The organism is Fluoribacter gormanii (genome assembly GCF_900156395.1).
GTDB lineage: Bacteria > Pseudomonadota > Gammaproteobacteria > Legionellales > Legionellaceae > Legionella > Legionella gormanii.
The window spans coordinates 51597-76851 of record NZ_FTNL01000008.1; the positions used below are offsets into that span (position 1 = coordinate 51597).

Genomic DNA, 25255 nt, shown 5'->3' on the forward strand with positions numbered 1-25255 from the left:
TCCTTTACCTCCAATTTTATACTCCACTATATACATTATAGTGCAAACTTGTTGAGGACTTACGAAAAAACCAATCTCTTTATTAAAAAGTATTCTTAATTCGGTCATTTAGTTTAACTCGTTCATTAAATCATTATTTGGATAGATCTTGGGGGCGCAAGTCGTGTTCTTTTTTAAATGGGTATAAAAGAATAACAAAATCGAAGTTAAAATTGATTTATGCTATCGAAGTAGTTTAGCCAATAAATGAAGCGATAACAGGGGGTAAATCAATTTTGATTTTTCCTCCCCATGCGAGCCTTAGCGCATTGATAATAGCAAGCCCATCAATTAGCTCTTGAAGAATTGCGCCGGCGACTGGAGTAATAAAGCCAGTAGCAGCGAAGCCCATCCCTATGATACTGAGTAGCATTCCGCCAATGGCACTTTGTAAGGCAATCTTTCGGACATTCAAGCTCAGATGAATCAATTCATCCACTTTTTCCAACGTATTTTCCATGATTACGGCGCCTGCTGCTTCAGAAGTTATATTACTGTATTGACCAAAGGCAATCCCTACGGTTGCTGCTGTAAGTGCGGGCGCGTCATTTATACCATCACCCATAAAAACTGTAGGTGCTTTTTTCCTTTCTTCTCGAACAATGGCAAGTTTTTGTTCAGGACTTTGTGAGGCACGAATTTCTTTCAGGTCTAACTGAGACGCTAAATATTGTACTTCGGATTCCCGATCACCAGAGACAACCATTATTTTTTTAAATTGATGTGAAGGGGTTAAGTGACTGATAAAGGATTTCCCTTCTTTTCGGGGAGCATCATGAAAAATTAATGAGGCCACAAATTGTTCATCGTAGAGGACAAGACACTCTAATCCTGGGGACTCTGGCGGAAGTTCATTTGCAGATTGAGGCTGATTGAGTAGAAATTTATTGCGACTGGTAACATAAATTTTGTGATTTGCTATGACTCCGGTTAAACCTTGTCCTGGTTTTTCGGAAACATGGGAGGCTTCAAGCAATTCTAAATGGTGCTCTTGAGCTGCTTTAAGAATTGCGGGAGCCAGCGGATGTTTTGAATAACGTTCAAGACTTGCTATGGATTGTAAAATGATTTCTGGGGTCAGGTTTGTATTTTTGGCGAGATGAATTTCTGATAATGTAGGTTTACCATAAGTCAGAGTGCCGGTTTTATCAAAAATTGCAGTTTGGCATGTAGGCAATCGTTCAAGAACGGTGGGATCGCGAATAATAATACTTTGTTTTGCTGCCATGGAAATGGCGCTGATCAATGTAATAGGAATTGCAATCAGTAAAGGACAGGGAGTTGCGATGACAACCACAGCAAGAAAACGCATTGCCTCTCCAGTGAGGTACCAGGCAGTAAATGCAAAAATCAAGGCTAAAGGAGCAAAAATTGCACCAATTTGATCCCCTAATCGTCGTAAAGAAGGTCTTTTTTGCTCTGCTTCCTTAAGCACCTCGACGATCGCTGCATAACGTGAATCAGAAGGTAATCTTGTTGCTTGAATGGTCAAAGGGGATTGCCCATTGATTGCACCGGAAATTACAGCAGTTCCCGGAGCTTTTGATATCATATACGGTTCACCAGTCAGATAGGATTCATCCATAACCCCATGCCCCTCGACAACATTACCATCGACAGGACAGATTTCATAAGGAAAAATCACTATATTATCGTCAACACGAATATCAGCTAATGTGATGTCTTCAATCTGGTCTTTTATTTTTCGATGCGCTTTGGTAGGCATACGCTCAGCAAGAGCCATCAAAACAGAGGAGGCTTTACGCATCGCATATTGCTCTAATGTTTGTCCGCCCGCCAACATCAGAATAATGAGCACAACAGTCAGGTATTCATGAAGAAAAGTTCCGGTGATTAATGCAATAGCAGCCAAGGAGTCAGCCCCTAAGTTTCCCCGAATCAATTTGAATGCAATTTGTAGAAACAAAGGGACTCCACCCAGGAGCATAATAATCAATAAAGGGATTTCTGCTCGAGGGAAATCCATTATTTTCATCATGACGTATAGAAAAATTGCAATCAGTGACAGGAAAACCAAAATCATTTTCCATTTTGAAGCCATAGGGGAAGTGAAACGGTCCATCGATCTTGATTTTGAAATTATATATTTCAAATCATAGTTAATGGAAAGCAATGATTCAAGTCTTATAGTCTTGCAGCCTGGGTTGCGTTGCACCCAGGCTACAGGATTAATTACATTGGTTTTTGTAAGCAGCAACTAGACTGTTTGGATTAGAAACGGGTAAGTCTGTATCAGCACTCCACATAATGGCTCCTTTAAGTTGTTTGCTCTTAATAAATCGACATACGGCTTTAACTACCTCTGGAGATTGGTAGCCAACAAATTGTTTGGCTGCTGAATTGTAGAGGTACGAACCAGTAATGAAAGGAGTATTGTTATCATCCAAGGCATTTATATGAAAAATCTTGTAATTCAGCTGTTTCACCAATTTATCTATGGCCTTATAAGGTAATAGACCATCTTGTATTGAATATTCAGGGGCAAAATGACTTGCACCAGTCCAAGGTTGTTCAAGACCAGGAAGTGCAGGATTTTCACCAGTATCTACCCCAGAAAAACCTCGACCATAGGCTGCTAAACCAACTTGTAATTTTTCCTTGGGCATTCCATATGCGAGAACTTGTTCTGTAATGGAGTCCGTTGCATAGTTAATCACAAACTCATCTTTACGGCTGGTGTCCGGTTGCTTTAAATAAGCATGAACGGCGGTATAGGGATCACTGCTTTGTGACCATGGACCATGTAAGTCATAAGTCATCAAATTAATACTATCAGCGTAATTTGCGATTTGTTTAAACCAACCACCATCAACTGATTGATTGATTTTTTGCAAATAATCTTTATTTACTGTGATTGTTACTGAGATATATGCATCTTTTCTTAAAGTTTGACGGCTGGCTTTCACTAAATCAAAAAGATGTTTGTAGTCAGCCAGGGTATTTGCATCCGGAGGTAACTGACCGCCCGTTTGTAGATCAATAGGTGGTTCGAAATCATAATCAATTCCCTTTAAATTTTTAAAATGATCCATCCATGATTTGAATTGATTCAGGAATTTGTTTTGATTGGCGAAGATGGCTGCAAATGTGGCCGTGCTGATCCCTTTATTATCTGTTGTATTTGCTCCACCAATGGCAATAATACGTTTTGCGGTATATTTATTAGAATGAATAAAGGCGCCAAAGCTATTGAGTTGCCCTACACCTTTTTGATCCGAGTAATTGAATAATTCTTTTTGACCGGTATTGCCATTCATTTGCACCGAAGCACAAGCGCCTTGGTTCGCAGCGCAAAAATTAAGGAAATCTTTAGTTTCTGGAGGCAGGGGAGATATCCAAGAGCCTTCCAGAGGTAATTCACCCCAGAGATCAGCAAAATGCATTAAACCATCCCAGCTGGAGGGTATTTGGTATTGAGCCTGATTAGGATCTTTACTATTCCATACTTGTAAAAAACTCCAGGCGATGACATCAGCCTTATTAAATTGAGCGACCATTTCTGGATTGGAAACATAAGCTAATTGCCCATAAGGTCGACCAATTTTATAGGCGCCATCGTATTCATAAGGGTTTTGTCCATACATTGACCAATTGGTGGTGTATAAGGTTAATGCTGCATTTGCTAATGTGGGAATTAGAAACGCAGTAAGAGTGGTTATTCGCATAACGTTCTTTAAAAAAGTCATTATGATCCTCCAAAATAGATAGGGAGTTAAATTTTAATCCTTATGGTTAACAAACAACCACTGTCAATTATGACAGGGGGATCATAATGTTAATAATTGATATTCTAATGCTTTGGCCAAAGATTGATATTTATTTTTGGTTCCTAATTTTTTATTGATTTTTTGAATATGGAAATTAATAGTTCGTTCACTGAGCTCAAGCCGTTGTGACATCTTTTTAACTGAATACTGTTCCGCAATCAACAATAAGCATTGAATTTCACGTTGGGTTAAATGAAAAGCTTCATTTTCGCTCACCTGATCTAAAAGATGAGGTTGGATGTAATGATAATAGTGATGTGCTGCAACAAAGAGTTCATATTGGACTCGGTTTTCTTGCAAGTTACATTGTTGATTTTGCATTTGCACGAGTAACAGGATTGCAAAATTATTATGCGGACCATGAATAGGAATTGATAGACCTGATTTCGCACCAAACGCAATAGAGTCTTCTCGCATTTTTCGCTCTGATTCACTTGTTGCTTGCGCTAATTGTTGTTTTAAATCCCAATAAATCGGCAAATGATTGTTATAAACAAAATTCAGTGTACTATCGATATTATGGTATTGCTCCGCAAGATAATGTTGATGCCAGGATTTGAAATTGGCAGAACACATATCATATTTTAAGCGATTCGCTGAATTTGGATGATAGGCATAATAAGTGAACGAAAATGTAGTAATCCCTTTTTTGTTTAAATAAGAACTCAGCGCATGGTCACAATCAGTGAGTGAGGAGGCTTGTACCAATTCATTTTCTAATGTTATGAGCAAATTAATCATACTTATTCATCGTTCTGCGGGTTATAACGAGGAGTGACGTATTTGCTGCAAAAATATAAAGGAAAAAACCTGAGTAACCCAGTTTTTGCTCCATCCAGCCACTAATTGCGCCAAAAAATACATAACTTGAAGCCATGATTGAAGTACATACAGTATACATGGACATCGGATAATTACTTCTATTGGCAATTATTAAGAGATAGCCCATGTAAGTTCCATTCGCTAATCCCACCGTAGATTGATTCAATAAAATGACCAGGTAGAGTAGAACGTCGCGTGCATGGAAAAAGGGAAATAAAAGGTAAAGCAAATGACCTAGAAGCAAAAATAAAGTCACATTTTTTAGACACTTTTCGAAGCTATAACGCGTAATCAGCCAGCCTGAAACAAAAATACCCAGCATCAGAAAAATACCACCAATTATTCCATAGAGCTGTCCAACCTGTGATAAATTGAGTCCTAATCCTCCTTTATCTAGTAAAAATAAAGGAATAATTTTTTGCATTTGCGCTTCAGAAAAATTGTATATAAAGATAAAGAATAATATTGGATAGATTTGAGTATCAAAAAGAAGTGTTTTAAAAATATCGTAATAATTCAGATCAATCGATTCTGCTTTGGTTTGGTGTTCTGGGATTTTGGCTTTATGATAAAAAGTGAGTGAAAATGATATAACAGATAAGCTAAAGAAAAATATTTGCCACACATTAAGTTCATAATAAACGGCTAAACTGCCAATAAAAGCCAATAAGCCTCCTTTAATGATTAACCGACCCATTTGATAAAAAAAGCTGCGTAACGCGACATATTTTTTTTGTTCTTCATTATTTAAATTAAGTAAATAAATACCGTCAGAAACGATATCATGAAGTGAAGAAATGAAAGCAAGACCTGCAAAACCTACTGAACTAATCACAAGAAAATAGGAATTCTCGACACAAAATGCCAATAGGATAAAAATCAGAGTTACGATGGCTTGAGCATAAAGGGTTAATTTTTTTTTCGTAGCCAGATGTTCGAGGAAAGGAGCAAAAAGAGGCTTAATTGTCCATGGCAGCATGAATAAACTGGTTAAAAATGCAGCCTGTGTATTGCTCATTCCATATTGTTGATACACTATGGTCGCGATCAAGGTGACAACCACGTAGGGCATGCTCTGAAAAAAATAGAGACTGGCTATCCATTTATAATTCTTTGGAGATGCTAAGGAGCGCACATATTAACTCCAGATCGATTGTTGATCACATTGTAACATAACAGCTCATCAATAAAAAATGGGGGCGGATTAACTGTCTTGTCGACAGATTTCCTTTATTTCTAAAAGCAAGAAATTGAATTTCTGTAGTTATGAGGGCTCTATTTGGTATTCCAATTCAGTACAACCTTCCAATTCTTCTTGCATTTTAGAAATATAGGCATCAAGAGATTGGTCTTGCTCTTCAGCATCTTGAGTTATTATGTTTCTGATTCGTTCCGCAATAAATAACATATCTTGAGGACAAACAGTCTTGGTTTTGTATTTGAAAAAGATATTATCATTAATATATGAGACCATTTCTTGCATGTTTGCCGGGACTTTTACCTCGACTATGGGGTTAGCGGAATATAACTCAAGATAGATGATCTCTTTTTCTAAGTTAGAAACAACGGGATCAAGCAGTCGTGCTAATTTTCGTAGATGTTCTGATAGATTGGTTTTTGAGGACTTGGTGTCCATCAACCATGCGGCGAGAGAAAAAGCATTATCTTCCATCGCATAAGCTACGTTTGATTGATACACATATCCCCAAACTCCTTGAGATGTTTTTTCACAAGCCAACATGACATAGGAATGTCCTGGTATATCAATGCGAACAACTTTAGGCAAGTCGTTTTCAAGCGCTTCGCCAAGACTCGCAAAAGCGAGCGTTTCCTTTCTGGAAGAAATCATCGCATCTCCGGTCATCAAAGTACAAAATGCATTTGCAATATCACCACATCCAACCGGTGAAAAAATAGCTTGCTCAATAGAAATATTGAGTAGATTATTTTTTTTCATTGTTAAGAGAATTTTGACTGTGGATTCTAAGTCTACACCGCAAATCGCCAAATAGAGTCTCGCATCCGCTGTACTATTAAATCGTTTCGCATAAGCCCTCAATACAAGTTTTCGAAATGTGGAATCAAAGTTATCTATTGAATGGTCGTTAGAAGAAGCGAAAAAAGCAGACTTGCTTTGCATGAAAATGGAATGAAGTTATATATTGTTATATAATATTGCAACTTTTTGTTATTTGTGGCAAGAATTTTAATTAATTAAATATTTATTATGCTTAAATCGAACAATTATAAATTTTTTATCGAAGTCAATACATTTAAGATCCATGTTCAAACGATACTAAATCGTCTAAGACCACAAAAGGATTCTAATATAGTTAATGCAATTAAGCGTATCATTGAGGGAAAATCGCATGATTCCCTACTTGAAGAAGTCATAACTTTAGATTCTCTTTTGAATCACCCTGAGCAGTATATTAAGAATATAGATAATGAGACTAAGAAAAATATTCACGAAGCAATTAGGGAAATTCTAGAGGTTTTTATCGATGAACTTGTCGATGAAGCGATTTCCTCCAAGTCTATGCCTCAAATTTGAGAGCGATCGAGTGCTATATAGGCTTGCATCGATTGTGTTCTATTTTTTAATTATGTTCCTCGTCTTCTTCAATCCAACAATCACTAGGGCCACCAGGCGGTGTTGGACGTCTTGGCATTGGAGTGGGATGAAATTTTGTTCCTTTTTCATTTCCTGCAAAGCGAGTTGTTTCATTTTTCCGATGAATCGTGATCGTTCTGTTTAAGGTATCCATCAGGTTTTGTTCCTTAAATAAAAATAAGAGATCACTATCGTGTAGTGTTTCATCTGATTCGCATTTGCCAACCATAAACAAATTCGCATCATCTTTATCATTAAAGTTAGCAATCTTTTTCTTTTCCGGCTCATTCTCTGTTTTAATCATTACGTAGAATGAGAGCTGAACGAAATTAAGATCGCCATTTCCTTCTGCATATTTTGCATGGGAAACAGAGATATTTTCCCTATTGAATTCTTTTAATAAATCTGAATCGTCATAAAGCCTAAAAATAATTTTTTGTTTTTCCAGCTCTGTGTGGGCTAATTTTTTTGCAATAAACAGGTGAGAATCATTTAAGTAACTAAACTCAGCAATTACGTTTTCTTCACCTCGTGCAAATTGCTCGGTAATTATATATCGCATAACTCAATGAATCGGTGTTGAAATTTATTTTTAAACAAACCAGTGAAAAAATAACCATCAAAAATAAATCACATTGTTCAATTATTGTACTATACTAGTCTAAAGTTTGTAAAGTGATTTCTTGGCTAAGTATATATTTTTTATTTATGGAAGGGGAGTGCGAATTCTCACGCTCGAGGATAGGAAAAATAGTTAAATTGAAAAAGTTTGTTTAGGTGTCTTATGAAAAAAATAGATTTGATTGTTGTAAAGCCCGCCCACTTGAGTAGTAAGCAAAAATCCGACTATGTAACCCTTCATCAAGAGTATTTATTTTTAGACAAAGAGACTTTGCTTGAATATTTGGCTCCAAGAGATTACGTACTTCTCTTTTACGATAAGAAAACAAAAAAACTAGTTTCAACCATAGGTGTTTCTATAATACATCTTAAAAAAGATGTTTTGGTTTATTTTGGAAACGTGGTTGTTGAGACATCTTATAAGCATTCGGGTATTATTTCATATGCCATGACAAAACACATTTTAAAATTATTTTTATTGTATCCCTTTAAGAATAAATACTGTTGTGGTTTAGCTTCATCATCGGGTACTTTGGAATACTCTCTTAAATACCCCCCCTCATGGCCAAGCCCCAAAGAAAAGACACCACCTAATATCGTTCAATTGATGCTTGATGTATTACAAAAATTAAATATTGATAAATATCGAGTTGAAAATGGTAATGTAATTACCTATAACTTATCTGAAAAAATAAACTCTACCTTTCATAGAAAAGGACATTCTTCTACTAGGATGGACAAGTATTTCAATAAAATTAATCCTCATTCTGAACACGGGGAGCAAGTTTTTTTCCTGAATCCAATTACGATGAAAAATACAGTAAATCTTGCAGTTCGTGGATTTCATAACCATTTGATAAAACACCCTAAACTTTATCATAAAATTATGAAATGTAAGGCTACTAAACCTGTTTATACAATTGTTCTTTTAACGATAACGATGATAAAACTCAAATTCATTAAATAAAAAAAGAAATTATAATTTAAAAAGATGATTTAATTCTAAAATGACAAGGAACTAATTATGAGGCACGAGCAGTTTGATTATCTAAACGCTTTTACTCGTAACATCGGTTGGCTTACTGAAGAAGAGCAAATTTTTCTTAGAACAAAAAAAGTTGCGATCGCAGGGCTTGGCGGAGTGGGCGGAATTCATTTACTTACGCTGGTTCGCCTAGGTATAGAACAATTCCATCTTGCAGAAATGGATACTTTTGAAATACAAAATTTTAACAGACAAGTTGGAGCCACCTTAAGTTCTCTTCATCAACCCAAAATTGATGTACTTATCCAAATGGCCAAAAATATTAACCCGAATGTCGAAATTTCCTGTTTTAATGAAGGAATAAATCAACATAATATCAACGAATTTCTATCCGGAGTGGATCTATATGTAGATGGCTTGGATTTTTTTGTTTTAGATATAAGAGCCCAGGTATTTAAGCGAGCTTATGAAATGAATATTCCGGCAATTACTGCGGGTCCTATAGGGATGGGAACTTGTTATTTGGTCATGATGCCAGGTCAAATGACGTTTGAACAGTACTTTCAATTTAATGGATACAATCCTGAAGAACTTCCTGTTCGTTTTTTGGTTGGATTAAACCCTAAGTTATTTAATCGACACTATTTAGTTGATCCAAGCCGAGTTAATTTTGATTTAGAAAAGGGACCATCAACCATGATTGCCTGTCAATTATGTGCGGGGGTGATGGGCGCTGAAGCTTTAAAAATCTTACTTCATCGTGGTCCTATTTATGCATTGCCAAGATATCATGTATTTGACCCCTATTTATGCAAGCATCGTATAGGATGGATGCCTTGGGGAAATCGACATCCAGTTCAAAGATTTAAAATTTTTCTAATGAAAAAACGCTTAAATTCATCAAGCCAAGAAAAGGATGATTTGTTACCGGAGCATGCGACAACAATTGAGAAAATTTTAGAACTTGCTCGATGGGCCCCTAGTGGTGATAATTCACAGCCATGGCGATTTACACTTGTTAATTCTTCGCAAATTAGAGTGGTAATTACCAATGAAACGCCAACGAATTGCTATGATTTTGGAGGGATACCCACTTTAATTTCAGGTGGATTCTTACTAGAGACATTAAAAATTGCTGCGAGTTTATTTGGTTTGGAGATTGATTACCAATATGAATCTCACTCAAGTACGCAACATCAAATTTTAGTTACTTTTAAAAAGAAACTTAAATTAAAACCAGATCCATTAGCTTATTGCATCAAAATAAGATCGGTGGAACGAGGTAATTATAAACGATTAAAATTAGCTGATCATGTAAAGGGACTCTTAGCCGAATCAATAGGAAATGAGTTTGACATTATATGGCTGGAATCGATTTCAGAGAAAATCGCCATAGCAAAGCTCACTATGTTGGCTACAAAGTTACGAATGACTATGCCAGAACTATTTGCTATCCACCAACACGTATTTTCACCACAAAATCAAGCCAATCAAGGTATACCCATAGCCGCTACTGGTATTAATCCCTTAACTCAGATGATCATGAAATGGGCACTTAAATCATGGTCTCGAATAACGACTCTAAATAAATTAGGTGCAATACAAACCAATCAATTGGAATTAGATCTTCTTCCAAGCTTATTCTGTGGTGCTCATTTTTTTCTTATTCCAAAAAGCTCAATTAGCGGAGATGAGTACTATCTTAAAGTAGGTGCTGCCATGCAACGGTTTTGGTTAACCGTAACCCAATTAGGTTTAGTCATGCAGCCTAATTTTGCACCGCTTATGTTCCAATATTATGCTGATGCTCAAATCCAATTTTCACAGTTAAAATCCTCTCAGGATATAGCGCTTAATATATCTAAAAAGCTACAGGCACTTTCTCATGAAAATCCCATATTATTTCTTGGTCGAATCGGATATCCTCAGCAAAAAAAAACCAAACTGCGCTCCCTTAGAAAATCTCTTGGAGAACTTTTTATCAAAGATACCCCATGAAAATGTAAGGAACTTTTAAAGTTACTCATGTTTAATTATTTGCACACAACGTGTTCCATCTTCGCCAACGACAACACCATGAATTTCAGTTGCAAAACCTGGTAGTGCTTTTCCTATGTCATCTAACATGAGTAAAAATTCGAGAATTAATTCACAATCATCTGTGATTTGTTCCCCGGGCATAATTAAGGGAATACCAGGAGGATAGGGTAAGATCATTACAGCAGAAATTTTATCTTTTAATTGTGCTAGAGGTATAAGCTGTGTTTCTTGCCGAATAAGTTTTTGATAGGCTTGATGAGGCGTCATGACTACTTTAGGTAGCTTGTCAAAAGCATGGTACATCACTTTTGGCAAATTATGTTTTTGCATCAAATTATGAAGCGTTCTAGCCAAGGTTTGGATGGACATTTTTTCATAAAATTCAGGATGTTCTTGATGCAGTTGAGGGATTACGATTTTAACAGGAGCATTTTCATCATAAAGCTGTTTAAATTTATTTAAAGCTGCCAATAAAGCCATTGATTTGGCTCGAGTAATGCCCAAACTAAATAAAAACAGCATGGAGTATGGCCCTGTTTTCTCAACAATGATTCCATGGGATGCTAGAAATTTTTCTGCAATAGTAGCTGGAATACCCCATTCATCTAATTCATCATTCTTAATGCCTGGTAAAAGAATGGTTACCTTGACCGGATCCAGAAATAAATGATCTTCGTCTACTTCCTGAAAACCATGCCATTTTTCGTTGGGTTTTAAAGGAAAGCAGGATGATTTGCTTTCTAATGCAGGTTGCCATACATCAAAAAACCAATCAGAACTTTGTTTTTTCAAGCGCTTTATTTCTGTTCGAAAATCCAAGGCCAAGTCAATTGCTTCATTAATTAAATCATACCCCTGATTTCCTGCCATCATTGCAGCCGAAACTTCACAACTGGAAACAAGAGGATAGAAAGGCGATGTGCTCATATGCATCATGTAATTGGTATTAAGAATGTGTTCATTGAAATTGCCTTTAACATGGATCATGGAAGATTGACTAAAGGCGGCCAATAACTTATGGGTTGATTGAGTTTCAAAAATAACTTGATCTTTTTGGGGAGTTAAACTGAGTCCGAATTTTTCAGCATAAATAGGATGAAAATTAGTATATGGAACCCAGGCACTATCAAAATGTAAATGTTTTACCTTGAGCTCATTTTGAAGATTTTCAACCTTATATAGTATGCCATCATAAGTTGAGTTCGTTATGACTGCATACGTAGGCCAAGCAACCGCTTCGGGATGCGCCACAATTTTGTCGTGGATAGCTTGTTCTGTATATTCCGATTTGGGGATTCCCCCCAGTATCCCATAAGTATTTCGTGTAGGCTTCAAATAAATGGGGATGACATCAACCATCATTAAAAATTGGGCGATTGATTTATGGCAGTTTCGATCAATAATTACGCTATCCCCGGAAGTTGCAGAATACATGCCCACTATTTTATTGGATGTAGATGTTCCGTTGGTCACAATTAATGAACGATCGCTTTTAAATACATTAGCTATAAACTGCTCGGCGTCGCGTTGAGGGCCAGAGTGGTCCAATAAGCTTCCAAGTTCTTCTATTGAAACTGAAAGATCGGCGTGAAAAATATTTTTACCAAAAAAGTCATAAAATGCGGCACTGGTTGGATTTTTTTGAAATGCGGTTCCACCTAAATGTCCTGGAGTACAAAATGCATAATTCAATTCCTGAACATAATGCATGAGCGCTTTGGTAAAAGGAGGTAAAATTGCGTGTTGGTATTTTTCAATAGCAAGCAATATGCGTTTAAAATCATCATGGGCTAAATTAGCATCATATTGTAAAAAATCCAAAGTAAGATCAAAGTCGCCTAGATTGATGTCAATAGAGGCATGTTTATTGGCCATGGCAAAAACAGGTAATAATTTATTATGACTCGAAAAATGATGTAAATCATCAAATCCAAAATCATCCCAATCATAAAGAACAGTAACAATTCGAGGATTTAAGCTGCTCACATCATAGGCATCCCTTAATGAGGTGCATACGGTAAGCTCATAATTTCTTTTTGTTAAAAAATCTTCCAGCATACTGATAAAATGCTTTTTGTATTGTTCTATTTCTTGTGCATACACAATAAGAATATGATTCATTGGTTGTCCTTGACCTCAATTGGCGCTTTAAAATGTACTTTAGCCTATTCGCTTTAAATGGTATATTTTTTATGATCATTTAAAAACATTTTGATAAATGTCAGGAGTAATATGCCTCATATAAAAGTGAATGATATTTCCATGTATTATGAGATGCATGGCAAGGGAGAGCCTATTGTTTTTATTGCTGGATTTAGTGTGGATCATGTAGCCTGGTTTGAGGTTGTTGAACGTTTTAAAGATAAATACCAGGTTATTTTATTCGACAATCGAGGTGTTGGGCAGACTGATGTCCCTGATGGACCTTATTCTATAGAACAAATGACCGATGATGTTGCTGCTTTATGCTCGGCACTTGGTGTTCCTCAGGCTCATTTTGTTGGCAATTCAATGGGGGGCTTCATCCTGCAAAGCTTGGCTTATCGCTATCCCGAATTGGTTAAATCTGCAGTAATTAGTCATTCGGCAGCAAGATTACATAACGTCTTTCATATTTACCTCGATGCGCAATTGGAGCTACTCAAAGCCTATGCCCCACTTAAGTCATTGCTTAAAGCGTCATGCAGTTGGGTTTATTCATATCATTTTCTTGCACAGCCCGGTGTGCTTGAGAAAATAATCCAGCTTGGCTTTGAATATCCTTTTCCATTTACTGTAAAAGGATATGAAGGACAATATGCGGCGCTTAGGCATTTTGACTCAAGGAACTGGATTAACAAAATCAAAGTACCAGTGCTTGTATTAAGTTCAGATCAAGATTTAATTTTCAGTGAAAAAGACACGAAATCGCTTGCCGATCAGATCCCTAAAGCACGTTATTATTGCTTTATGGAGTGCGGGCATCTACCACAAGTGGAATATCCTGAGCAATTCACTAAAATAGTATGCGAGTTTATTGAAAGTTTATAAACTTTCTAAATTAGCGCAGTGGGGGAGTGCTTTTATTCAAGTCTACGAACCTGAGTTCGCTACGCTGAACTCGGGCTACACTAAATCTATTCAGAATCAGCATGTGTTTTAGTAAAGTCATGAATTTCTGGAATAATAATATTACGGAATTTTTTGCCATTGAATAATCCATAATGCCCCACTCCTTCGGCAAGAAAATATTTTTTCATGGAGTCAGGTAAATTTTTACATAAACTAAGAACCGATTTTGTTTGTCCTACTCCAGTAATATCATCTCGCTCACCTTCTATTGCCAGAATAGATGTGTTTTTTATATCCTGCAAGCGTACATTATGACCACGTGATTTGTAACGACCCGTTGTTAACAGTTTTTCTTGAAATACGGTGTTTATTGTTTGCATGTAAAACTCAGCAGTCAGATCCATGGTTGAAAAATATTCAAGGTAAAATTTTATTATCTTGAAGGCGGCCTCTTTTTGATTGTCGGCATAGCGATCAACTGCTTTTTGCAAAGATTCCACATGACGCTGAAAATTCATACTCATAAAGCCTGCAAGTTGCATAAAACCAGGATATACAAGCCGCATGGCACCTGGAAAACGAGAAGGGACAATTGAGATCACATTTTGTTGGAACCAGTCATCTCCTCGTGAGGCTGCTAATTCATTTACCGAAGTGGGGGATTGATTCGTATCGATTGGTCCTCCAAGCAATATTGCTGTGCGAGGAAGATTGGGTGAATTATTAGTAGACATAAGCGCAACGGCAGCTAAAACAGGAACAGTTGGCTGGCAAACTGCCATAACGTTTAAATTAGGTGCGAGTAAATTGAAATAAGAGATAATGTAATCAATAAAATCATCTAAATCAAATGAGCCTTCAATCAAGGGTACATCGCGAGCGTTCTTCCAGTCCGTAATATAGACATCGTATAAAGGAAGTAAATTTCTAACCGTGTCCCGTAACAAGGTTGCATAGTGGCCTGACATGGGCGCTACTACGAGTAATTTTGGCAAATTCAAATGTTCACCATTTACTTTTTTAAAGCGGATCAGGTTGCAAAAACTTTTTTTATCTATAAGTTCTTCTTGAATATCGTAATACTCATCTTTAATTTTGACTTCATTAATATCAAATTTGGGTTTGTCATAAACATTTGTAATTATGTGAAAAATATAGGAATAGCCAGATAGCCTGCGAAAATGGCCTGAAGTTGTTTCCAGCATTTTTTTTAATGCATTTTGCTCATCAGCTGAGATATAAGGAATGTTTACGGGTAAATTAATATTGTCAGAAATTCTGCGCAGACGTTTTGCTACATTGTCAAAATAATCTGAGTATGGTTGAAGTAAACGCATATTAAAATCATAGATATTGTAAAGATAACGATTATCAAGAGGATTAAAAAACATTTACGTGCCTCGCATATTTTAGGACGATGCAAACAGGATGGTGCATCGCAATACTAAATTAATATACACAAAATTATAAAATAGCAAATTCCTAACACTGAGAATAATAATAACAGTCTCTGATTTCTTCATGAATTGCAGTTGCAGGTATTCCTGCTTTAAATTGCGCGATGAGCATTTGGGTACTGGTAAGACGTTGTTGCAGAAGAGTCACCAGATTATGTGAGTTTTTTTCCGGTTGACCATAAAACTCAGCATTCAAGTGGGTTTTCAATTCATTGGCTTGTAAGGAGGAGTCTAAAGTGAATGCGTCATATGAGCGCATTAAAGCCTCTTCCAATAAATGAGGATTTTGAGCCATATTTTTTTCTGCGGCAGTAATTGCCTGACAAAAGCCATCGAGCATGGAGCGGCTAATTATATCCTCCCCGGACATATTGAATAAATCAGAAATGATTGTATGAGGTAAAAGAGGACCAACCAATTTATCAAAGGGTAGGGCATAACCATGGCGATAATGATCACGATAATTCTGCCCAAAAAATGAGTAACTGATTTTCGTCTTCGGAGAAAAACTGGGATCATCCAATGCCAGTGTATCTGCGTGACGACCTTTATAACTCAAAATACCTGCACAACCAAAATCAACAATTGCCGCTCGTTTGGTACCATCACTTTCCACACAATAACCAGAGTTGAGTAGTTTGGAATTTAATAAATCCCATAAATTAAAAACTAAAGCCACTGCATACAATTGGCCGAGAATTTTTGCTTCTTCTATGGTGAGTGATAGATTGGTCCGCTTAGGTAAGTATTCCCGTTCAAATAATGGGTCTGTTTTGACTGCTTCTTTCTGTGATAAAAACTCAGAAAAACCATTTATAAATTTGGAGATGACACCAATTGCTCCATCCTTATCAATATGCAGATGGTTTTCCGGGACGACTAAAATACCCTCAAACATTTTTTTTGCCATGTGGGGAATCAATATCTCCAGGAAAGCCCCTTCGAGTTTGATTGAGAAAATATGCTCCATGGTATTAAAGGAAGGATTGTTTAGCTCTTCATGAGAAAGATATCCTTGGAACACATCGTTTACAGTTAAGGTATCCGGTTTTTTTATCAGATAATAAGCGCCAGATTGGTCAGATAATATTCTTTTTTCAGTGATCCCTTTAGATAAAGATGAAGCAATTTTAGCAGGTAACTCATCTTTTTTTACATCCCTAAGCTCGATATTATGAGGAAGCTTTGGCATGATTGTTCTCCCCAAAAAAATACAATGAGTGTATCGTTATTAATTTTCAGGTTCACACTAAAGTAAAACATGTTTTCTAATTTCCATCTTATTATACAAAGCTAGAAAAGGGCACCATTTTGTTTTTTGCGAACTGATAACGAAATAATAAATTGTCAGTCCTAAAAGGATTTTTGTCGTGCACGTAGAGTCAAGATGAAATTTTTTTTAAGGTCAAGGTAGGTAAATCGCATTCTAACGTGAATGCGATTTGTACATGAACTACTAAAAGCTAAGCCCCCATGTATTGACCACCATTAATATCCAGGTTAGATCCGGTAATAAAACCTGCTTCTTCGCCTACTAAAAAGGAAACTGCATTGGCTATTTCTTCTGGTTTACCAAGTCGTCCAACAGGAATACTGTTCGTGATTTTATCCAGAACTTCTCTTTTCAAAGTAGTTATCATCGATGTTTCAATATAACCAGGTGAAATGGTATTAACGGTGATCCCTTTATTTGCAACTTCCAAGGCCAAGCTCTTTGCAAAGCCAAATAAAGCAGATTTTGTCGCTGCATAATTGCATTGACCAAATTGACCTTTTCGGCCGTTAATTGATGAAATACAAACGATACGTCCATAATTTTTCTCAATCATAAAAGGTAGAACGTTACGTGTGATATTGAACGTACTTGTTAAGTTCGCATCAATTACTTGTTGCCAATGGTGTGGCTCCATTTTTTTTAGGTTGACATCGCATGTAGCTCCGGCGTTATTGATTAAGATATCAATACGACCAAAACGCTCCATAATCGAATTAGCGAGGGCTTCACAATCAGAAAAATTCACGAGATTTGCAAAGAGAATTTCGATATCATAACCTGACTTTTTTTGTAGGGTTTGCCACTGCAAGACTTCATCATGTTTACCGTTTTTAAAATAACATGCAATTACTTTATAATTCGTTGCGAGACGCCTGCAAATTGCAGTACCTATTCCTCCGGTTCCCCCCGTAACAACTGCTATCTTTCTCTCCATGCATGATTCTCCTGGTGGCATTGGATATTACCTGTTTTTAATGCTAGATTAAGTGGGTTCGATATTATTCAAAATTTTATCGTACGATGACTAGTTAGCCTTTACCTTGGATGAAGCTGGGGTAAACCCTAAATTAGAGAAATAAAAGTAGAGAGGTCGTTCAAATCACTTTGATGAGTCATTTTGTAATGAAGAAACTTTCCTGAATTATTTTGACCTTTCAATTTAGTATTATGAGCAAGGAAGTGAATATGGATTTTGCTAATGCAGCTGTTTTTGTAGTGGATGATGATCCAGAGATTTGTCAGTCATTTCGTTGGTTATTTGAGTCTGTGAATATTCCAGTGCACACTTATGATAATGCCAAATCGTTTCTTGATAGTTATGACAACATGCAAAAAGGATGTTTGATTATCGATGTGCGGATGCCGCTTATGAGTGGCCTGGAATTGCTGGAGCATCTTAATGTATCAAGGAATCCGCTTTCGATAATCATGATCACTGGCTATGGTGATATTCCAATGGCTGTACGAGCGATGAAAGCTGGAGCTACAGATTTTATTCTTAAGCCGGTCAATCACCAGCATTTACTAGAAATTACTCAAAAATGCCTCAAAAAAACGCACTCTCATTCGTTCCAACCTCAATCTGATTTTTATGAGCGCCTTGAGCGTTTGACCAAACGTGAGCGTCAGGTTATGAATTTGGTTATTGAAGGAAAATTAAATAAACAAATAGCTCATATGCTTGATATATCCATATCCACAGTAGAAGTTCACCGCGCGAATGTTATGCGGAAAATGGCAACCAAGACTCTAGCCGAACTCATAAAAATAAATCTGCTGCATACACTGGCTGCAGAGAGCGCCAGCTCTTTAGTCGAAACTTTATGATTAGGCACAGTACTTATCCTATGTTTCATGAAAAAAAATACCTCAGATCGTTTAATGGATACCATGGAGAAAGGATGGTAAATCTCCATAATGATAAAATAGTTTCTATTTGGGTAAAAAGTGATATTATTTGTTTCTTTTAATATCAGGAATAAATTATGGCAAAATTTCCACATAAAACGCCCTTTGAGCTTGGTCAATATTTTAGGCAACAAGACTTGTCTCAATTAATCAAAATTAACCGAGAGTATGGTCCACATTTTGTTTGGCTTGAAGAGAGACTTGACCACCATAATGAGTCATTAAAGGTTGCTGACGAACGTTTAGCTCAGCTTTTAGAGAGTAAACGAGTCCATGAGCTAACGTATGAAACTGTCTTAGATGAGGAGGCAGGATTTCAACAAACTCTTGGGGGAGTGCTTGCTGATACGAATCAAACGGATCGATACCTTGGAAGGCAAGCGGCAGGTTATTCTCCCATGACCGCTTATGAACTTAAATCACAGTATTTATGCACTGAGATTTTACGTGCTTCTGAACGAGTTAGTAGTCTGAATGATGGTATTGAGGATTTGAAGCAAAAGAAAACAGCTGCTGTTTGTGAACTAAGAATTTTAAATCAGGTTATTGAAGAAAAGCAACGCGCTTTAGAAGTAGAACAGATAAATAAAGTCAGACCATCATGGTGAAGCAGTAAGCCGCAGCTTTATGGATGTATATCAAAGAGACAAAGTATTTTAATTAAATACTTTGTCTCAAATTTCTCCATGTGAAATTTTTGAAATAAAGAAGAATTGCTACTCTAAATATCTTCAGTATAAATAAAATTGTTCTTTGCCTTATTCATTAAGATTTTAAATTGTTGTAAATGGTTCTCAGTTGTTGTTGAAGAGTGTAAAACAAATTCAGAAACGCATAATGCAAATAAAAGCCTGCGTATATCCCAGATTGTTTCCTGAAAGATGTCGACTCTTGATTTGGTTTCTTGGCTGATTTTAACTTCCAGTTTTAAGTTTTCAGAACTAATCGCAATGGGCGCACAATTTTTGATTACCTCACTACGTAATTTTTCAACAAAAAGAAATGTATTTATTTTATGCTCTCGACAGGTGACTATTTGTTGCATCATATCGTTAAAAAAATTGTAAACCATCATTTGATGGAATAAATAAAGTTTTTGGGAGTAACGATAAGCTTGAAATAAAAAATAATCGCCAACTAAAACAATAAAGATACCAATTAAAGTACACGTACCGCGATTCAGTACCATTTCAAATGGTCCCTCAGGTGAGTTTGCATCAGTGGTCTGCGCTAATAGTAAAAAAACCACAAGCGTAATAAAAAACACACTGATGTCGTAGCGTTTTGTATTTAATGATGAAACGGCGAGTCCGATGATACTGATAATAAATACGACGGGAATCAATCGATAATTCAACTGCATGAGGTAAATTAGAGGAATCAAAATCAACAAGGCAGCAAAAGTTCCTCCAACGCGATGAATTGCCCTTCTGATAATAAAACCTGGCTCAATTCCTGCGCTGGTGACGATTACTGTGAGTAAGACCCACCATTTATGAGGAATAGTAGTAAATAAATAAATCCACATGGCGACCATAAACATGATTGCCAATTGCGTAAATCGCGCATAATCAAGTTTTTTTTTCAGTTTTGCCGCAGAAAGCATAATTTATTCCAATGGATAAACGCTTGTTGTAAACAACGTGAAATATGATGCTGTAATTTTGTTTGTGGTTCTATTGGAAGCGAGGGTGCTCCACAAGGTGTATACGTTCTCATATTATGTCTAAGCGAAAAGAGATCGTTTTTTACACCGTACCAAAATACCTCATTTTTTGTTTCATAATATAAATTGTCTAATGCGTGTTGGATATTTCGTATGTTTACTCCTATACGATAAGTTTGCATTATATATTTTTTGGGAAGTAGTCGACGATAATTTCGGACCATTCCCAAATGGAGAATTTCCTCTCCTATCGGGCTTTTATTATTTTGGTTTATAGCGGAATCAATATCTTCCTCGAGGTATTGAATGAATTTTTGCAGGGCTCGGTTCCATACGATCAAATACATATTGGGAAAAATTCTCAAGCTAATCAATGCAAAGGTCATCGATAATACAGTTGATGAAATAAAACCATATGCGATTTCAAGGTTGGCTGGTGGTTCAGTGCTTAAAACAACAGCCCCGGTAGCTATAAGTAACATGGTTAAATTTTTTAAAGCATAGAAATATTTTAAAACGTAAAAATAGGTTACCCCTAAGACAAATAGTGAAAAAAAGAAAAAAACACCACGAAAGGGATAGACAAGATAATACGATACGCTGATGAGAATGACTGCCGCCGTGATAAAAATCAATAAGTGTTCTTTTTCTTTAAAAGTCGAAAGTACAGGTGACTCATAAAGAGCAACCAAAAAAAAGGGGGAGAAAAAAGCAAGGAAACTGACTGGCTGAAACAACCAATACACATAAACTTCTACAGTCGCAACAAAGAGACATTTATAAAGAGTAATACGTTGTAATGCATAGGGATCCACTTCATCAAGCCATTGCTTAAACTTTGATATAGACATAAGCACTTGTTCCAAGACGGAGTGGGTAATGAGGATCAGGATCTGTGATCCGAATAATGACCGGGAGTCTTTGAGGTAATAAAATCCATTGATTTTCATTGATAACGTTTTGTAACTGAGTACGATTATCTACCAATTGTCGATTAGCCGCCCAATAATCCGAATCAATTACGCCATGAAACATTTTTCTTCCCAGATACATTCTGGGAAATACCAATACTTTTGCACCCTTACGCACTTGCCCCAAATCCGTTTCATTAAAGTTTGCTTGAATGTAAATATTATTAGTATCCACCAAGGAGAATAGGGGTTGATTAATATTTACGGGTGTTCCAACACTAAAAAATAAATTTTGGATAATTCCATTGGTTTGTGCATAAACCTCTGTTTGTTCCAAATTTACCTTGGCATTTTTTAATCGTGCATGCAGGGATTTAATTTCATTTTCTTGTGCTTTTATTTGATGTTGATCGATTTCCAATTGTTTTAAAGCTGCATCCCACTTATCTTTAGCAGCTTTTGATTCTTGTTGTGAATTTTGTAAGGTGATGAGGGATACCGATTTTAATAAATAACCTCTATGGTATTTTTGATCATCCTGCTTGAGTTTGATGTAATTTTTTTGCTCGTTTTCACTGAGTTTGAGATCGCGTTCATAAGTAGTTTTTAATGCGGCTAATTTTGCCTCAGCACTGGCTAGATCGGCACTAAGTTGTTCCACCATATATATATAAGGTTTTTGAAATACAGTAAAAAGTTTTTGACCTTTTTTAACCACATCACCATTTTGTACATAAAGATTTGTAATATAGCCATTCGCAAGCGCTGCAACTGGACGTACGTTATTGACGACAAATGCGTTATCAGTGAAAGGAAATAAAAAAGAAAAAATATAAATAATGGTAGTTGAAATACCAATAAAAATGATGACATTGGTGATGGTGATCCAATGTTTTAGCCGAGCAAATCCATTTTTAATACGTTCACGATATCTGACTAATTTTATCATAAAATCCAAGTTACCATTAAAAATATATATGTAGCTGGTATGCAGTAAAGCGCAACATGGAGATCTTTTTACCTGTCATTCCTTGCTGCTCTCGGGATGACGGGCCCTGTTCCTTGATCCCGGCTACAATTAGTTCCAATAATTATTTGTTGTAAGCATATCCACCCGCTAAGTCTTGATACAAAATAACCAATGTCATCGCGAGTTCTAACTTGGCCTGATTTGTTGACAGGGCCAAATTATCCAAATAGATTTTGCTTTGTAATAATTCTTTATAAGAAATTAATCCTGTTTTTAGCAATCCTTGCTGTAATTTGTATTTATGACGGTACTCATTTTCAGCATGTAAATAAGCTATAAATCGTTCATTCATACGCTTATTTGCAGAATAATCGCTATCAACTTCTTTTAAAATACGCCGTACTGTTTTATTAAATTCAGCAATTTTTGCATTGTAGGAGCCTTTACGTGCTGCAATTTTTCCAAGGGAGCTGGGGGTAAGTGTCCAATTGACATATGCATCTGTTGTTTCTGCAAAATTACTGCTTGGCAAATTTACTTCGCCAAGAAAGGCATCTAACTGTAATCCCGGAAAAAAATCACTATAGGCAACATTAACTGCTGCTCGCGAGGCGTTCAATGCATATTGAGCCATTTTCAAATCTGGACGATTATTTAATACTGTAGCGGGTAAGTTGCCTGGTTTAAATTGTGAAAAGTCTATTTTGGCAAAATTATTATTATTTTTAATCCGGCCAGGGTTTTCATTGATCAAATAACGAAGTGCATTCTCACTGGATACAATATTGTGCAAAACAGGTTTAATTTGAGCTGCAATCAGCTGTTCATCAGATTGCAATTGAGCCAAATTAATTTCATTCTCTAAACCAATCTTGATTTCTCCTTTGCTCAATTCAATTAATGATTTTAAGTCGCCGTCTAATTGCTGCAATAATCTTAATTGTTCTAATTGTGCGATTAAGGTGAAATACGCTGACGTTACCTGGCCAATTAATGTCAGACGCATTGCTTCAATGGCTGCGAGACGATATTGGACATTATAGGTGGCCTCTTTTTGTTGGGTATAAAGTTTCATCATGTTCAGGAAATAGTAGGGCCACACCCCATAAAATGCACTGGGTGCTCCAAGCGCGGGGTTCGTGGAGTAGCCCGCAAATATTTGTACGAAAGGAATCCAACTAAGCTTGATTTGCCGCAATTCGCCTTGTGCTTGTTGTAAGTTTCCAATGGCAATATGAATATCCATGTTATTGTTCAAGCCAGCCTCGATCAATTGATTCAATTCTACATCATGAAATTGTTGCCACCAAGCAATGTAAGGTAAATCATCTACAGGTTTATAATCCTTTGTAGTGGAGGGAAATTTTTTAGGTGGCGAAGAAATTTGCTGTTCAATATTTTTATTGCAGCTTAACAAACCTGCTACTAATGACATCAAGAACAGTATTTTCTTCAACATGAATTGAGCATCGTATGAAATAGGAATATTTCTATCATTGTAATTTAATTGGTTTTATATCGTTAGATATTATTCCTTATATTTCTTGAAATGTTTAAGTTTTGTCAACCATTGCGATTTAGTCTATATATTGACATGCAAAGGGGTTCTCTCTATATTCTGTTTAATCCACGCAAGTTGAGGATTACATCTATTCTCGATTCCCTCCCGATTTGTAATGATTTATTCAACTTGTAGGGCGAGGGATACTTTAATTACTTTTGTTAAGGTATCTCTATGCTCAATGACTCTCAAATTTTAAGACGCAAACCTATTTCAATTAATCTGGATAGTTTTCCTGGAGGAGTAGCAGCGTGGGGCGCTTTACCTGCGGTTTTTGATTGCCATAATAACAAATTTGATCGTGGTGTTCATGTTCATGCAAGAATGACGGGCTCAGGCAAAAAAATAATTGACCAATCCTACCCTGAAGTAGAAATAATCTGGCAAGAAAAAAACATGATACTTACCGAGGCGTGTGCTTTAAGTTATACCATGAGTTCGATTTTTGATTTTGATATCGTTAGTTTGAATTGCAGTCATTGTGGCACGGAACTTCTCGATGAGAATTTGGCCTCCGTTCTCCCTTCATTTGAACATTATTGTGCTTTCTGTGGTGGTTTAACCTTAACCAGTAAGCGCTGTGTAGCGAATCCGGTGATTCGATTCAAAGAGGTGCTTCATGATAAATTAGTAAAAAGACCATCAATAATGCCACAACGAAAAATAATGTTAGATAACACACAATATCCAGGTGGATTTCAGATTTGGGGGTCTAATCCTTCAATTATTTGGACGGCAAAACGTTTGGAAGAAAGTGCAATTCATGTTCATGCTTATAATCGTGAAAAAAAAAGAGTTATTGATAACACGTATAGCGAAGTGTGGGTAAATGGGATTCTTCTGGATATTGAAATGGTGCGTATATTGCAAATACAAAAAGCAATTCCTGAACTTCGATTTTGTTTAACCAGCATCAACTGCCCTAGTTGTTCCCATGCCCATTTTGATAAGGAGCTCCTTGCAGTAGTGCCTCATCAACAACACCAATGTGAACAATGTGATGCAGTTTTTACTACACCAACGAGTGTTATTAGTAATCCATCAACAACCATTTTAAATCAATTAACGTGTTTCACAGGTAGGATATTAGAAAATGGATCAATTTGTAAAAACGATCTTTAAAGCCGGCGCATTAATTTTTGATGCACAGCATCGAGTTTTGGCAGTACATAAACGGGGGAAACCACCAAATGAATACATCGTCCCAGGAGGTAAGATTGAGCCTGGAGAAACTGATGAGGAGGCATTAAGAAGAGAACTATTGGAAGAGTTAAACGTGAGGGTTCTATCGGTTACACCTTATGATGAATTTCAAGCAAAGGCCATTTATGAAGATGCATTATTAGTGATGCGCACCTATTTTGTCGTTATTGAAAGAGCTCCTGTTCCAGGAAGTGAAATTGATCATTTTATATGGTTAGATGCTTATTTCGAGACGAGTGGATATCAATTTGCTTCAATTTTGGGGCAACAGATTTTGCCACGACTACTTGCTGAGGGGCATCTTGGTTTCACCTAAAACCATTATTCACTCCAAGTTGAATCA

The 25255-nt window shown here is 36.5% G+C and carries 22 protein-coding genes; 8 read left to right on the top strand and 14 right to left on the bottom strand.

Going from position 1 to position 25255, the window contains the following annotated elements:
- Positions 1–235 precede the first annotated feature (235 nt).
- The 5 genes from BW930_RS06735 to BW930_RS06755 form a co-directional block, all read right to left on the bottom strand.
- Positions 236–2122: a heavy metal translocating P-type ATPase gene (locus BW930_RS06735; RefSeq protein WP_058468715.1), complete on the bottom strand. Its 1887-nt coding sequence runs from the start codon at positions 2120–2122 to the stop codon at positions 236–238.
- Between the two features lie 106 nt (positions 2123–2228).
- The gene (locus BW930_RS06740; protein ID WP_058468652.1) at positions 2229–3746 is read right to left on the bottom strand and encodes a glycosyl hydrolase family 18 protein; all 1518 of its coding nucleotides are present in this window, start codon (positions 3744–3746) and stop codon (positions 2229–2231) included.
- 81 nt (positions 3747–3827) lie between these two features.
- Positions 3828–4568, bottom strand: coding sequence for a helix-turn-helix transcriptional regulator (locus BW930_RS06745; RefSeq protein WP_058468653.1), 741 nt, complete (start codon positions 4566–4568; stop codon positions 3828–3830).
- Positions 4561–5784, bottom strand: a complete 1224-nt coding sequence (locus BW930_RS06750; protein ID WP_058468654.1) for an MFS transporter — start codon at positions 5782–5784, stop codon at positions 4561–4563. The genes BW930_RS06745 and BW930_RS06750 overlap by 8 nt, the downstream gene beginning before the upstream one ends.
- 129 nt (positions 5785–5913) lie before the next feature.
- Positions 5914–6789, bottom strand: a complete 876-nt coding sequence (locus tag BW930_RS06755) for a hypothetical protein (protein ID WP_058468655.1) — start codon at positions 6787–6789, stop codon at positions 5914–5916.
- Between the two features lie 87 nt (positions 6790–6876).
- On the opposite strand from BW930_RS06755, the gene BW930_RS06760 reads away from it, so the two are divergent.
- Positions 6877–7203 carry a hypothetical protein gene (locus tag BW930_RS06760; protein WP_058468656.1) on the top strand — a complete coding sequence of 109 codons (327 nt, stop codon included), beginning with the start codon at positions 6877–6879 and terminating at the stop codon, positions 7201–7203.
- A gap of 46 nt (positions 7204–7249) precedes the next feature.
- On the opposite strand, the gene BW930_RS06765 is transcribed toward BW930_RS06760, so the two are convergent.
- Positions 7250–7825: a hypothetical protein gene (locus BW930_RS06765; protein WP_058468657.1), complete on the bottom strand. Its 576-nt coding sequence runs from the start codon at positions 7823–7825 to the stop codon at positions 7250–7252.
- A 222-nt stretch (positions 7826–8047) separates the two neighbouring features.
- Between BW930_RS06765 and BW930_RS06770 the strand changes: the two genes are divergently transcribed.
- Positions 8048–8851, top strand: a complete 804-nt coding sequence (locus BW930_RS06770) for a hypothetical protein (protein ID WP_058468658.1) — start codon at positions 8048–8050, stop codon at positions 8849–8851.
- Between the two features lie 57 nt (positions 8852–8908).
- On the top strand, positions 8909–10867 hold the full coding sequence (locus BW930_RS17115) for a ThiF family adenylyltransferase (RefSeq protein ID WP_064276649.1): 1959 nt from the start codon (positions 8909–8911) through the stop codon (positions 10865–10867).
- A 21-nt stretch (positions 10868–10888) separates the two neighbouring features.
- Here BW930_RS17115 and ldcC read toward each other — a convergent pair whose 3' ends face one another.
- Positions 10889–13030: a lysine decarboxylase LdcC gene (gene ldcC / locus BW930_RS06780; RefSeq protein ID WP_058468659.1), complete on the bottom strand. Its 2142-nt coding sequence runs from the start codon at positions 13028–13030 to the stop codon at positions 10889–10891.
- Positions 13031–13141: 111 nt separating this feature from the next.
- On the opposite strand from ldcC, the gene BW930_RS06785 reads away from it, so the two are divergent.
- A complete protein-coding gene (locus BW930_RS06785) occupies positions 13142–13939 on the top strand; it encodes an alpha/beta fold hydrolase (RefSeq protein WP_058468660.1) in 798 nt (265 codons plus the stop codon).
- An 86-nt stretch (positions 13940–14025) separates the two neighbouring features.
- Here the strand turns inward: BW930_RS06785 and phaZ are convergent, their stop codons facing one another.
- From phaZ to phbB, 3 genes are all read right to left on the bottom strand, one after another.
- Positions 14026–15351 (bottom strand): polyhydroxyalkanoate depolymerase, encoded by a 1326-nt coding sequence (gene phaZ, locus BW930_RS06790; protein WP_058468661.1) that lies wholly within the window; start codon positions 15349–15351, stop codon positions 14026–14028.
- A gap of 91 nt (positions 15352–15442) precedes the next feature.
- Entirely contained in the window at positions 15443–16609 is a 1167-nt protein-coding gene (locus BW930_RS06795) for a hypothetical protein (protein ID WP_058468662.1), read from the bottom strand.
- Between the two features lie 271 nt (positions 16610–16880).
- On the bottom strand, positions 16881–17627 hold the full coding sequence (phbB, locus tag BW930_RS06800; protein WP_058468663.1) for an acetoacetyl-CoA reductase: 747 nt from the start codon (positions 17625–17627) through the stop codon (positions 16881–16883).
- Between the two features lie 251 nt (positions 17628–17878).
- Between phbB and BW930_RS06805 the strand changes: the two genes are divergently transcribed.
- Entirely contained in the window at positions 17879–18520 is a 642-nt protein-coding gene (locus tag BW930_RS06805) for a response regulator transcription factor (RefSeq protein ID WP_058468664.1), read from the top strand.
- A gap of 158 nt (positions 18521–18678) precedes the next feature.
- On the top strand, positions 18679–19209 hold the full coding sequence (locus BW930_RS06810; protein ID WP_058468665.1) for a hypothetical protein: 531 nt from the start codon (positions 18679–18681) through the stop codon (positions 19207–19209).
- Between the two features lie 113 nt (positions 19210–19322).
- Here the strand turns inward: BW930_RS06810 and BW930_RS06815 are convergent, their stop codons facing one another.
- From BW930_RS06815 to BW930_RS06830, 4 genes are all read right to left on the bottom strand, one after another.
- Positions 19323–20207, bottom strand: a complete 885-nt coding sequence (locus tag BW930_RS06815; RefSeq protein ID WP_058468666.1) for an FUSC family protein — start codon at positions 20205–20207, stop codon at positions 19323–19325.
- The gene (locus BW930_RS06820; RefSeq protein ID WP_058468667.1) at positions 20186–21118 is read right to left on the bottom strand and encodes a hypothetical protein; all 933 of its coding nucleotides are present in this window, start codon (positions 21116–21118) and stop codon (positions 20186–20188) included. Before BW930_RS06820 ends, BW930_RS06815 begins: the two co-directional genes overlap by 22 nt.
- Entirely contained in the window at positions 21099–22127 is a 1029-nt protein-coding gene (locus tag BW930_RS06825; RefSeq protein ID WP_058468668.1) for an HlyD family secretion protein, read from the bottom strand. Before BW930_RS06825 ends, BW930_RS06820 begins: the two co-directional genes overlap by 20 nt.
- 142 nt (positions 22128–22269) lie before the next feature.
- Positions 22270–23607, bottom strand: a complete 1338-nt coding sequence (locus tag BW930_RS06830; RefSeq protein ID WP_058468669.1) for a TolC family protein — start codon at positions 23605–23607, stop codon at positions 22270–22272.
- A gap of 276 nt (positions 23608–23883) precedes the next feature.
- On the opposite strand from BW930_RS06830, the gene BW930_RS06835 reads away from it, so the two are divergent.
- The gene (locus tag BW930_RS06835; protein ID WP_058468670.1) at positions 23884–24831 is read left to right on the top strand and encodes a hypothetical protein; all 948 of its coding nucleotides are present in this window, start codon (positions 23884–23886) and stop codon (positions 24829–24831) included.
- Positions 24803–25228 carry an NUDIX hydrolase gene (locus BW930_RS06840; RefSeq protein WP_058468671.1) on the top strand — a complete coding sequence of 142 codons (426 nt, stop codon included), beginning with the start codon at positions 24803–24805 and terminating at the stop codon, positions 25226–25228. The genes BW930_RS06835 and BW930_RS06840 overlap by 29 nt, the downstream gene beginning before the upstream one ends.
- Positions 25229–25255: the final 27 nt, after the last annotated feature.

What these genes read in the sequence shown, in the direction of transcription:
- BW930_RS06735 (WP_058468715.1), bottom strand. Translation starts at nt 2,122, where the DNA reads ATGGACCGTTTCACTTCCCCTATGGCTTCAAAATGGAAAATGATTTTG.
- BW930_RS06740 (WP_058468652.1), bottom strand. Translation starts at nt 3,746, where the DNA reads ATGACTTTTTTAAAGAACGTTATGCGAATAACCACTCTTACTGCGTTT.
- BW930_RS06745 (WP_058468653.1), bottom strand. Translation starts at nt 4,568, where the DNA reads ATGATTAATTTGCTCATAACATTAGAAAATGAATTGGTACAAGCCTCC.
- BW930_RS06755 (WP_058468655.1), bottom strand. Translation starts at nt 6,789, where the DNA reads ATGCAAAGCAAGTCTGCTTTTTTCGCTTCTTCTAACGACCATTCAATA.
- BW930_RS06760 (WP_058468656.1), top strand. Translation starts at nt 6,877, where the DNA reads ATGCTTAAATCGAACAATTATAAATTTTTTATCGAAGTCAATACATTT.
- BW930_RS06765 (WP_058468657.1), bottom strand. Translation starts at nt 7,825, where the DNA reads ATGCGATATATAATTACCGAGCAATTTGCACGAGGTGAAGAAAACGTA.
- BW930_RS06770 (WP_058468658.1), top strand. Translation starts at nt 8,048, where the DNA reads ATGAAAAAAATAGATTTGATTGTTGTAAAGCCCGCCCACTTGAGTAGT.
- BW930_RS17115 (WP_064276649.1), top strand. Translation starts at nt 8,909, where the DNA reads ATGAGGCACGAGCAGTTTGATTATCTAAACGCTTTTACTCGTAACATC.
- ldcC (WP_058468659.1), bottom strand. Translation starts at nt 13,030, where the DNA reads ATGAATCATATTCTTATTGTGTATGCACAAGAAATAGAACAATACAAA.
- BW930_RS06785 (WP_058468660.1), top strand. Translation starts at nt 13,142, where the DNA reads ATGCCTCATATAAAAGTGAATGATATTTCCATGTATTATGAGATGCAT.
- phaZ (WP_058468661.1), bottom strand. Translation starts at nt 15,351, where the DNA reads ATGTTTTTTAATCCTCTTGATAATCGTTATCTTTACAATATCTATGAT.
- BW930_RS06795 (WP_058468662.1), bottom strand. Translation starts at nt 16,609, where the DNA reads ATGCCAAAGCTTCCTCATAATATCGAGCTTAGGGATGTAAAAAAAGAT.
- phbB (WP_058468663.1), bottom strand. Translation starts at nt 17,627, where the DNA reads ATGGAGAGAAAGATAGCAGTTGTTACGGGGGGAACCGGAGGAATAGGT.
- BW930_RS06805 (WP_058468664.1), top strand. Translation starts at nt 17,879, where the DNA reads ATGGATTTTGCTAATGCAGCTGTTTTTGTAGTGGATGATGATCCAGAG.
- BW930_RS06810 (WP_058468665.1), top strand. Translation starts at nt 18,679, where the DNA reads ATGGCAAAATTTCCACATAAAACGCCCTTTGAGCTTGGTCAATATTTT.
- BW930_RS06815 (WP_058468666.1), bottom strand. Translation starts at nt 20,207, where the DNA reads ATGCTTTCTGCGGCAAAACTGAAAAAAAAACTTGATTATGCGCGATTT.
- BW930_RS06820 (WP_058468667.1), bottom strand. Translation starts at nt 21,118, where the DNA reads ATGTCTATATCAAAGTTTAAGCAATGGCTTGATGAAGTGGATCCCTAT.
- BW930_RS06825 (WP_058468668.1), bottom strand. Translation starts at nt 22,127, where the DNA reads ATGATAAAATTAGTCAGATATCGTGAACGTATTAAAAATGGATTTGCT.
- BW930_RS06830 (WP_058468669.1), bottom strand. Translation starts at nt 23,607, where the DNA reads ATGTTGAAGAAAATACTGTTCTTGATGTCATTAGTAGCAGGTTTGTTA.
- BW930_RS06835 (WP_058468670.1), top strand. Translation starts at nt 23,884, where the DNA reads ATGCTCAATGACTCTCAAATTTTAAGACGCAAACCTATTTCAATTAAT.
- BW930_RS06840 (WP_058468671.1), top strand. Translation starts at nt 24,803, where the DNA reads ATGGATCAATTTGTAAAAACGATCTTTAAAGCCGGCGCATTAATTTTT.